Origin of the sequence: Capnocytophaga canis, assembly GCF_000827555.1 — a bacterium.
Classification (GTDB): Bacteria; Bacteroidota; Bacteroidia; order Flavobacteriales; family Flavobacteriaceae; genus Capnocytophaga; species Capnocytophaga canis.
On sequence record NZ_CDOI01000156.1, the window covers coordinates 1 to 6,770 of the forward strand.

The 6,770-nt window shown below is 36.4% G+C and carries 12 protein-coding genes; 8 read left to right on the forward strand and 4 right to left on the reverse strand.

The window, feature by feature from the left end; genetic code table 11:
- The 8 genes from CCAND38_RS07290 to CCAND38_RS07325 all read left to right on the forward strand — a co-directional run.
- Nucleotides 1-235, forward strand: a 235-nt coding sequence (locus tag CCAND38_RS07290; protein ID WP_042344598.1) for a rhodanese-like domain-containing protein, incomplete at its 5' end; no start/stop codon positions are given.
- 31 nt (nucleotides 236-266) lie between these two features.
- Nucleotides 267-476: a YgaP family membrane protein gene (locus tag CCAND38_RS07295; RefSeq protein ID WP_042344600.1), complete on the forward strand. Its 210-nt coding sequence runs from the start codon at nucleotides 267-269 to the stop codon at nucleotides 474-476.
- The gene (locus tag CCAND38_RS07300; protein WP_042009765.1) at nucleotides 473-733 is read left to right on the forward strand and encodes a heavy-metal-associated domain-containing protein; all 261 of its coding nucleotides are present in this window, start codon (nucleotides 473-475) and stop codon (nucleotides 731-733) included. Before CCAND38_RS07295 ends, CCAND38_RS07300 begins: the two co-directional genes overlap by 4 nt.
- 29 nt (nucleotides 734-762) lie before the next feature.
- Complete coding sequence (locus CCAND38_RS07305; protein ID WP_231550010.1) at nucleotides 763-966, forward strand: hypothetical protein; 204 nt, start codon at nucleotides 763-765, stop codon at nucleotides 964-966.
- Nucleotides 950-1,174, forward strand: coding sequence for a DUF6132 family protein (locus CCAND38_RS07310; RefSeq protein ID WP_042009760.1), 225 nt, complete (start codon nucleotides 950-952; stop codon nucleotides 1,172-1,174). Before CCAND38_RS07305 ends, CCAND38_RS07310 begins: the two co-directional genes overlap by 17 nt.
- The gene (gene trxA, locus CCAND38_RS07315; RefSeq protein ID WP_042344603.1) at nucleotides 1,152-1,445 is read left to right on the forward strand and encodes a thioredoxin; all 294 of its coding nucleotides are present in this window, start codon (nucleotides 1,152-1,154) and stop codon (nucleotides 1,443-1,445) included. Before CCAND38_RS07310 ends, trxA begins: the two co-directional genes overlap by 23 nt.
- An 8-nt stretch (nucleotides 1,446-1,453) precedes the next feature.
- Nucleotides 1,454-2,017: a YeeE/YedE family protein gene (locus CCAND38_RS07320; RefSeq protein WP_042344605.1), complete on the forward strand. Its 564-nt coding sequence runs from the start codon at nucleotides 1,454-1,456 to the stop codon at nucleotides 2,015-2,017.
- Nucleotides 2,018-2,070: 53 nt separating this feature from the next.
- Nucleotides 2,071-2,535: a DUF6691 family protein gene (locus CCAND38_RS07325; RefSeq protein ID WP_231550011.1), complete on the forward strand. Its 465-nt coding sequence runs from the start codon at nucleotides 2,071-2,073 to the stop codon at nucleotides 2,533-2,535.
- 655 nt (nucleotides 2,536-3,190) lie between these two features.
- On the opposite strand, the gene CCAND38_RS07330 is transcribed toward CCAND38_RS07325, so the two are convergent.
- From CCAND38_RS07330 to CCAND38_RS07345, 4 genes are all read right to left on the reverse strand, one after another.
- Entirely contained in the window at nucleotides 3,191-4,081 is an 891-nt protein-coding gene (locus tag CCAND38_RS07330; RefSeq protein ID WP_042344606.1) for an NAD kinase, read from the reverse strand.
- A gap of 3 nt (nucleotides 4,082-4,084) precedes the next feature.
- Nucleotides 4,085-4,741, reverse strand: coding sequence for a CBS domain-containing protein (locus CCAND38_RS07335; RefSeq protein ID WP_042344607.1), 657 nt, complete (start codon nucleotides 4,739-4,741; stop codon nucleotides 4,085-4,087).
- A gap of 291 nt (nucleotides 4,742-5,032) precedes the next feature.
- Nucleotides 5,033-5,578 carry a porin family protein gene (locus CCAND38_RS11380; RefSeq protein ID WP_052458186.1) on the reverse strand — a complete coding sequence of 182 codons (546 nt, stop codon included), beginning with the start codon at nucleotides 5,576-5,578 and terminating at the stop codon, nucleotides 5,033-5,035.
- A 71-nt stretch (nucleotides 5,579-5,649) separates the two neighbouring features.
- Nucleotides 5,650-6,770: efflux RND transporter periplasmic adaptor subunit (locus CCAND38_RS07345; protein WP_042344608.1), on the reverse strand; the 1,121-nt coding region annotated here is incomplete at its 5' end.

Below are 6,770 nucleotides of genomic sequence, written 5' to 3' on the forward strand. Positions count from 1 at the left end.
CCCTGCCGAGTTTTCGGCAGGTAGCGTACAAGGAGCGGTAAATATCCCACTGGATAGAATTGCGAGTAATTTGTCTAAATTCAAAAACAAAAAAAACATTGTAGTTTTTTGTCGTAGTGGAGCACGTAGCAGTCAGGCAAAAAGTATTTTGGAACAAAACGGCTTTCAGAATGTAATCAACGGTAAAACTTGGCAAAATGTGAAAGAGGTAGTAAGTGGAGTGACGGAGAAATAACAATAATGTAAACGCGATAAAAAAAGAAAATATGAGAACGAATATGGGAGCAACAGACCGAATCATCCGCTTATTGATCGCGGTAGCTATCGGTATTTTATATTTCACTAATGTTATTTCTGGAACATTGGCAATCGTATTAGGTATTTTAGCAGGGGTGTTTGTACTTACCTCGTTTATAGGTTTTTGCCCTCTATATTTACCTCTGGGAATCAACACTTGTAGAAATAAGAAAAAATGAAACATGAAATAGTAGTAGAAAACATTAAGTGTGGAGGTTGCATCAACAGTATCAAAACCGCCTTGCTCAAAATAGAAGGGGTACAGGAGGTACATGTAGATAAGGAAACAGAAACCGTAAGCGTAGAAGGTACAGTAGATAAAACTATTTTGGTAAAGGCTCTTTCAAAATTAGGTTATTCAGAAAAAGGAAATAATAATTTTATCCAGAAAGCAAAATCCTATGTGAGCTGTGCCATGGGAAAAATAAGTGACTAATGAAAAATTATTTAAAAAATTGGAACTTTATGCGTCTGTTTCGCCTGGTTTTGGGTGTTTTGATTATTGTGCAAGGAGTTCATACAGGCCAATGGTTGTTTATACTGTTAGGGTGTTTATTCTCACTAATGCCTTTGCTAAACATAGGTTGTTGTACAACTTCAGGATGTAGCACACCAACTTCCAAGACCAATAAAAAACAAGAAGAAATAGAGTATGAAGAAGTTCGTTAAAAAACATTTGCTCACATTGATAGGTGTAGCCGTTGGGGCATTGGCGGGATACTTTTACTGGCAACAAATAGGCTGTAATTCGGGTACTTGTGCTATAACATCAAGTCCGGTAAACAGTACTCTTTACGGTTCAGTTATGGGTGGGCTCTTGTTTTCGATGTTTAAAAGAGAAAAAAATAGAACAGATGACATTTCAGGAAATAATTAATCAGGACAAACCTGTATTGGTAGATTTTTTTGCCGAATGGTGTGGACCTTGTAAAATGATGGCGCCCATTCTTACGGAGCTGAAAATCCGTGTAGGAGATCGTGCAACTATCATAAAAATAGATGTGGACAAAAATCCACAGGTAGCTGCGACATATCAGGTACGTAGCGTACCTACATTGATTTTGTTTAGAAAAGGAGAAGTTCTTTGGAGACAATCAGGAGTGGCTCAGGCAAATCAATTGGAGGAATTAATAAATCAAGATAAATAAACAATCATATGTTAGAATTTTTGAAACAGCCTTGGCCTTGGTATGTGGCAGGGCCATTAATTGGTCTAACCGTACCAGCCTTACTTATTTTAGGAAACAAAACCTTTGGAATTAGTTCTTCATTGAGACACATTTGTGCTTCTTGTATTCCTGCAAATATTTCTTTTTTCAAATATGATTGGAAGAAAGAAGTTTGGAATTTGTTTTTCGTATTTGGGATTTTTTTAGGAGGCGTAATCGCTATAAATTTACTATCTAATCCTGAACCTATTGAGGTTCATCCTGCATTAGCATCAGAATTAGCAGGTTATGGAATAACGAATTATGATAATCCTGTTCCTCAGGATCTATTCAATTGGCAATCGCTTTTCTCTCTCCGTGGAGTTGTCACAATGGTTGTCGGTGGATTTTTGGTAGGTTTCGGAACTCGATATGCAGGTGGGTGTACCAGTGGTCATTCCATTATGGGGTTGTCAAACCTACAATTACCATCGCTCATTGCAACTATTTGCTTTATGGTAGGAGGATTTATTATGGCAAATCTCATCTTACCTTTCATTCTTTCACTTTAAAATAGAAATAATTTATGCAATATCAAAATACAGACAAAATAGACGATTTACAAATGCGTGAAAAAGATGCTATGTGCGTCAATGAAAGCAAATTAGAACACAAATGGTATCACAATATCAAATATCTTATCGTTGGTATATTATTTGGAATTCTATTTGTAAAGGCGGAAGTGATTAGTTGGTTTAGAATTCAAGAAATGTTCCGCTTGCAATCGTTTCATATGTACGGAATTATCGGTAGTGCCGTTACCGTAGGAGTAATTTCCGTATTTCTTATTAAAAAATTCAATATTAAAACCATCTATGGAGAACCTATCCGAATAGCTCCAAAGCAGTTCAACAAAGGACAGATTTATGGCGGATTGTTATTTGGTTTTGGATGGGCAATCACAGGAGCTTGTCCAGGGCCTTTATTTGCACAAATAGGAATGGGAGCTACTGTTATCATAGTCACGCTATTGAGTGCTATCGCTGGTACTTGGGTCTACGGATTCTTACGAGAGAAACTCCCTCATTAATAGAGATGTTTATATAATAAGAAAAGAGAGAGAAACTGTCCGATAATTTTAGGAAGTCTCTTGGGGTGAGAAAAAACGAATCAGTTTATGACTTCAAATTGCTCTAAACAATGAAGAATTTGGATATTTTGAGGTAGATTTAATCATCGGGGTTTAAGCTAAGCACTCGAAAATTATCAATCTCTAATTCGTTTATTCGAACCCTTTTTATATTCAAATGTTAATAAAAACCTAAAACTCTGGTAAGATAAACTCTAAATCACATAGAAATGTAGAGTTATTCTATATTTCTATGTGATTTAAATTGTGATAGCTCCAAAAATGTTATTGATGTGTTTAACTTACAATAGGTTGGGAATACTAAGTATCCGTGACCTCCTTAAAAAAATAAACAACAGTAAATAAAATTTGGCATTAGTAAAATTAATTGAGAGCCATCAACTGCGAAGCACATCACCAATATTTTAGCCTTAAAAACTACAAAAAGACATATTCTCAAGAACCAAAGTTTCACTTTTAAAATGTCGCAAAAAACTGCATTTACAGATTGAATTGCTGTTCACAAAGTACATTAAGGTTTGTATAATTGATGAATTTTCACAGTACGACATCTCTGAAATGAAATAGGGAATCCTAACCACAAGTAAAATATTTTCTACCACATTGATTTATTTCGACTATCTTCGCCCCATAAAAGTTTATTTCTCAAGGTTTTAATAAAACTCTCTCTTTCTAAACGAATCAGTTTAATCGAAAAATCAGCCTTTTTGATGTGTATACTGATTTCATTGGAAAGGGTTTCGATACGAGAGTCAAGAGACACCAAAAACTCACTTTCTCTACCCGAAATACTCAATTTTATTTCTGTATTATCTGGAATTACTAATGGACGAGCATTTAAGTTATGAGGAGCTATAGGGGTTATGACAAAACTTTTGGCAGTAGGCATAATAACAGGTCCACCACAACTTAACGAATAGCCTGTTGACCCAGTAGGTGTTGAGATGATCAACCCATCTGCCCAGTACGATGTTAAAAATTCGCCATTGAGTTCCGTATTAATTGTAATCATTGAAGCCGTATTTTTACGGGTCACGGTCATTTCATTCAATGCAAAGTTCATCGGATGTATTGGATCGCCATTTGCATTAAGTACCTCAATGAGCGTACGCTCCACGGTGGTGTATTTTTTATTACGCAAAGCGGTGAAAACCTCCGTAATCTCATCTTTTTGAGCTGTAGCCAAAAAACCTAACCGCCCAACATTGATTCCCAAAATAGGTATATTCCAGTTTTGGATAAACGTGATAGCCCTTAGAATGGTTCCGTCTCCGCCAATAGTAAGCATCATATCGAAAGAAGTATCCAAATCTGAAAAAGCAGAAAAAGTTCTAAACCCTTCATATGCAGGAATGTCACAAACCAAACTATTGAAAAGATGATGTTCCACATAAACTACATCTGTCGGTTCAAAATGGATTAATAAATCAGAGAAAACAGCCTTGTATTCAGGAGCGTACAGCTGTGCGTAAATTGCTATTTTCATAATTTAGATATTCAAATATTTTTCAAAATAATCCGTCTTGCCTTTCAATTCTTGCAAATATAAATCATCTTCTTTTTCCAGCAGAATGGCATATTCATATCTGCGAAATGTCTGCAAAATCTCTGAAATAGAATCACTTATAATTTTTAAAGTAATCTGAACGCGATTGTTATAAGTATTTGAAATTAAGATACCTAACATTCGCCCTTGATGAGACTCTACAATCTGAGCAATTTCACTGAACGAATATCTTTCTTGATCTTTTTCCAAAACAACAAAACTACCCTTTTCTTTCAAAAAAGGCATTTCGGAGAAAAATCCCATCAAATCCTGCAAAAGGTAGTAACCTATGTATTGATTTTGTTCGTCCAAAACAGGAAGAATGTTGGTGTCATATTTTGCAAAAAGCTCCATTGCTTCCTCCCATTTTGCAGTTTCTTTTATGAAGAAAGTATCTAAGTCGTACAAAAAATCACTTATTTGTTCGTCGTGAGAAGCAATTTCTATAGCCTCCAAAGGTAACATTCCAATGAAATGAGAAGCGTTCAGAATAGGAACGTGTGAAACCTGAAAAGAGTCCATTACCGCAACAACCTCTTTTACAGTGGAATGTGGGGTAATGATAGGTAATTTCGTCTGTAATGAATTGTGAATGCTCATCACTAAAGGTATTTTTATGCAAAATAATTAAATTTATTTGACATAACCCATTTTATGAACATATATTTTTGAATGTCGATAAAATAACTGTACTAAGGAGTTTCTATTCAGTGTACTTGATTACAAAATATACATCCGACGCTCTCAAAGGCGCTCTATGGTAACTCTAACTAACGGGATGACAAGGTAAAAGAAAAGGATTTTCAAAGCATAATAAATTGTTAGAAACAAGAAAAGCTCCTATAAGGAGCCTTTCTTGTTTAACTTTATTTTCATGGTAGGAAAAATTGCCTAAAATCTGTAGCCTACTCCAATTTTGATGCTGTGGTATTTTATTTCAGAATCTTTAGCAACTTCCGAAAGTCCTAAATCATAACCCGCTCCAACGATAAATTTTCCAAATTCAACACCGCCACCGAAGTTAAGTCCAAAAGTAAAACGATTATCTCCATCTTCTTTAAACGCATCTTTAGCATCTTGCATACCCATCAAACCGATGTTGGCAAATGGCCCCGCAACTAAAAAAACATCAAAAGTTTCCACGTTGATTTTAGTTTTCGCTAATACTGGAATTGTTAGACCTAAAATGGTCCCTTTATTTTCACCCCTCTTACCTCCTTTTGTATCCAATAGCAAACCTGTTTCAATTCCAAAAACTTCGTTTAAATAATAATCATACGTAGCCCCTACGTGAAACCCTATGTTGTTATCGGTTGATCTCCCTTCTCCTGACATTTTGTTGAGATTCACTCCTGCTTTAACAGCCAATCCGCCCTCTTGAGCCAAACCTAATGCACTTACGAAAGCAAATGCTACACTAAATAAAAATTTCTTCATGCTATTTAATTTTTTAAATGTTAACAATAGGGCAAACGTACAACTTTTTTTTGAATTAAAAAAATGAGTTACTATTTTGGTTTTACCACTACTTTATCTCCTTTTTTCAAATTTTTACTTACCAGAGTGTACGGGCCTGTGATGATTTCATCCTCTTTTTCAACCCCAGAAATAATCTCAATATTTGTATTATCCTGAATACCAGTTTGTACTGCTCGAAGTTCTGCTTTTCCATCTTTCATTACGAAAACGGCTTCTTGGCGTTTGTCAGCATCTTCTTCAGGTGTTTCTGGATCAATTTCAGACATTTTTTTTATTACAATAGCACTGATGGGTACGGCTACCACATCCTTTTTCTTCATTGTGATGATATCCACCGTGGCAGTCATTCCTGGACGGAAAGGGGAATAGGTCGAGGGTTTTCCTTGTAACAAATCCTCATAAGAACTTTCTTCGATATGTATTCTCACTTTGAAATTGGTTACTTGATCAACACTCGCTACCGAATTTGCACTATTAGCTATGTTGGTTACTACGCCTTTGAACGTACGTTTCAGATAAGCATCAACCTCAACGTTTACGCTATCCTTCTCGTTTACTTTAATGATATCATTCTCATTCACATCCACCTCTACTTCCATACTTCGGAGGTTAGCAACACGCATAATTTCGGTTCCCGTCATCTGTACGGTTCCTACCACTCGTTCGCCTAATTCCACGTTCAATTTGGAGATAGTTCCATCGGCGGGAGAGAAAATAGCCGTACGCTTTAGATTATCTTGAGCTTCGGAGACACTTGCCATTGCACTTTGTACACTAAATCGTGCGGACTCACGATTAGCCTTAGCTATCTCGTAAGATGACACTGCCTTATCCCAATCGGATTTTGAGATTACACCTTTGTCGAACAACGTTTTACTACGCTTGTAGCTTTCTTCGCTCTCTCTCAATCCCGCCTCAGCCTGTTGTAACGAAGCTCGTACGTTCTCCAATCCTGCAACGCTTCGGTTTACCACCGATTGGTAAATATCGGGATTGATACGCACCAACAAGTCGCCTTTCTTCACACTTTGCCCCTCAAGCACAGGTAAATCAATAATTTCTCCCGACACCTCTGACGAGATTTTTATTTCCAATTCGGGTTGTATTTTCCCTGTAGCCGCCACTTTTTGTGTCAGGGGTGCTAAAGCTA

Coding starts and splice junctions, on each gene's coding strand:
- CCAND38_RS07325 (WP_231550011.1), top strand. CDS start 2,071: ATGCGTGAAAAAGATGCTATGTGCGTCAATGAAAGCAAATTAGAACAC.
- CCAND38_RS07305 (WP_231550010.1), top strand. CDS start 763: ATGCGTCTGTTTCGCCTGGTTTTGGGTGTTTTGATTATTGTGCAAGGA.
- trxA (WP_042344603.1), top strand. CDS start 1,152: ATGACATTTCAGGAAATAATTAATCAGGACAAACCTGTATTGGTAGAT.
- CCAND38_RS11380 (WP_052458186.1), bottom strand. CDS start 5,578: ATGAAGAAATTTTTATTTAGTGTAGCATTTGCTTTCGTAAGTGCATTA.
- CCAND38_RS07295 (WP_042344600.1), top strand. CDS start 267: ATGAGAACGAATATGGGAGCAACAGACCGAATCATCCGCTTATTGATC.
- CCAND38_RS07300 (WP_042009765.1), top strand. CDS start 473: ATGAAACATGAAATAGTAGTAGAAAACATTAAGTGTGGAGGTTGCATC.
- CCAND38_RS07310 (WP_042009760.1), top strand. CDS start 950: ATGAAGAAGTTCGTTAAAAAACATTTGCTCACATTGATAGGTGTAGCC.
- CCAND38_RS07330 (WP_042344606.1), bottom strand. CDS start 4,081: ATGAAAATAGCAATTTACGCACAGCTGTACGCTCCTGAATACAAGGCT.
- CCAND38_RS07335 (WP_042344607.1), bottom strand. CDS start 4,741: ATGAGCATTCACAATTCATTACAGACGAAATTACCTATCATTACCCCA.
- CCAND38_RS07320 (WP_042344605.1), top strand. CDS start 1,454: ATGTTAGAATTTTTGAAACAGCCTTGGCCTTGGTATGTGGCAGGGCCA.